The following is a 1,769-nucleotide window of genomic DNA, read 5'->3' as shown; positions in this document are numbered from 1 at the left end:
ATCTGCCGGATGCGCTCCGCCAGCTCCTTCCCGCTGTCCTCCACCGCCGCCGCGGACTGCTGCTGGCCGTAGTAGACCGTGGCCCCGTTGCGCCTCAGCTCCTTGGGGATGCGGCCCCAGTAGTTGAGGCAGCGGAAGTCCCGGAAGAATACGCCGTGGACCATCAGGAGGGGATACTTCGTCTTGCAGACCTCGCTCTCCGCCCGAACCGCGTCCAGCTCCCACTTCTGGGTCTCAAACTCCACTTCGTCACTGCAAATGTGGAGGATCTTTGCCAGATACCAGAGGTTCACCAGGGGAATCCACCCGCACAGCGCCGCCAGGATGCGGTGCTTGACGCCCAGCTGCACCGAGGTGAGGTAGACCCGGATCATGCCGTTCCAGAAGACAATGGCTTCCAGAATCACCGCCAGCAGCACGCCCATCGCGCCCCCAAAATACCCCCACCAGTCAAGGAAGCAGTCCGCCGCAATATCGACACGCAGTACGTTCAGCCAGAGGAGCTGGAGCAGGACGGTGGCCGTGGCGGTCACGCAGAACAGCCACAACAGCTCACAGCCCTCCGCCAGCCACTGGATGCGTTTGGTGGGGCCGGTCTTCGGAATGGAACGGAGATTGACCCAGAGGAACACCGCCGCCAGGGGCAGGAACAGCCACTCTGCGCCGGGAACCGACCATTTAGCGTACAGCAGCCAGACCAATGGCAAGGCGTTCACCGCCGCTGTCAGCAACAGGCTGTAGACGATCCGCCTGACATATTTCATAAAGCCGCCTCCCGTTCAACAGCGCCCACCGGCGCTTTTCTGCGTTTATAGTAGACCTTGCCAACGGGGTTGTCAAGCTGAGGGGCGGGTAGTTCTTTTCGGAAAACGGATTGAAGCGGAATAGAGATAATGGTATAATCAAAGCAAGAAATTTGAAAGGCTTGATTTAGTCATGAAAATTTGGGGGCATTATGAGTCGGTCAAAATACAGGGCAGTCAAAGAACAGCCGAAGTATATGTTCCAACCATGTTAAATTATGGGACGTTGCCTTTACTGTTCTTCATATTACCATTCGCTATCATAATTTCTGGCAAAGGAGACCTTGAATCAATGAAATCACCGTTTGTTTTGCTGTTTACTTTGGCATCTTTCGGTCTTAGCTTTATATCAATATATGCGACTATTAAGATAAAACGTGATTTAAAGCGTATATTGAATGGTGAATTGATTGCAAGAACTGGGGAATTGTATATTGTTAGCAGCGTGTTATATAATGTTCGAGGTCATTTATGTCGTTATCGATTTGCCATCCGCAACCGTAACACTAAAAATAGTTACCCTGAGGTAATCTACGAAATGTCCCAAAGTTTATACGAAAAGTTTTGTGCTCAAATAGGAAGTCAATCTGTCTTTCACGCCTATTTAGTGGAATTTGCGGTTTTACCACCAGAATGTTCTTCAGAATTTAGACTTTGGGATGCATCCAGCAAATTAAGGAAAAGAGTAAAAAGCTCCTCGCATGAAAATATCGAGTACTTTGCTAAGCTGCCTATATCATGTGCGGAGGTGGTGGAGATTTTTTGTGTACGAGAGTTATCATATATCTGTAAAACGGATAATGATTTGCTTTTTTCCCGTGTGTAACAGAAATTGAATTCAAATACATTAGAAGGCAGACTATGAAGGACTGAAATCACCATGGAAACTGTCAAACGCGGCTATGTGCCGAAAGATACCAAGGTATTTCCAGAGCAGAGGTATGCATTATGGTTCACGAAAAAACC

2 protein-coding genes are annotated in these 1,769 nt (G+C 49.3%); one reads left to right on the top strand and one right to left on the bottom strand.

What is annotated here, in order from left to right; translation table 11 throughout:
* On the bottom strand, positions 1-764 hold a 764-nt coding region (locus NFS22_RS23505; protein ID WP_420908913.1), incomplete at its 3' end, for an esterase/lipase family protein.
* A 172-nt stretch (positions 765-936) separates the two neighbouring features.
* Between NFS22_RS23505 and NFS22_RS23500 the strand changes: the two genes are divergently transcribed.
* Positions 937-1,629 (top strand): hypothetical protein, encoded by a 693-nt coding sequence (locus NFS22_RS23500; protein WP_251320043.1) that lies wholly within the window; start codon positions 937-939, stop codon positions 1,627-1,629.
* The last annotated feature ends 140 nt before the right edge of the window (positions 1,630-1,769 follow it).

Source organism: Flintibacter muris (genome assembly GCF_943192995.1).
Classification (GTDB): Bacteria; Bacillota; Clostridia; order Oscillospirales; family Oscillospiraceae; genus Lawsonibacter; species Lawsonibacter muris.
This window is presented reverse-complemented; position numbering and strand designations above follow the sequence as displayed.

What these genes read in the sequence shown, in the direction of transcription:
- NFS22_RS23500 (WP_251320043.1), top strand. Translation starts at nt 937, where the DNA reads ATGAAAATTTGGGGGCATTATGAGTCGGTCAAAATACAGGGCAGTCAA.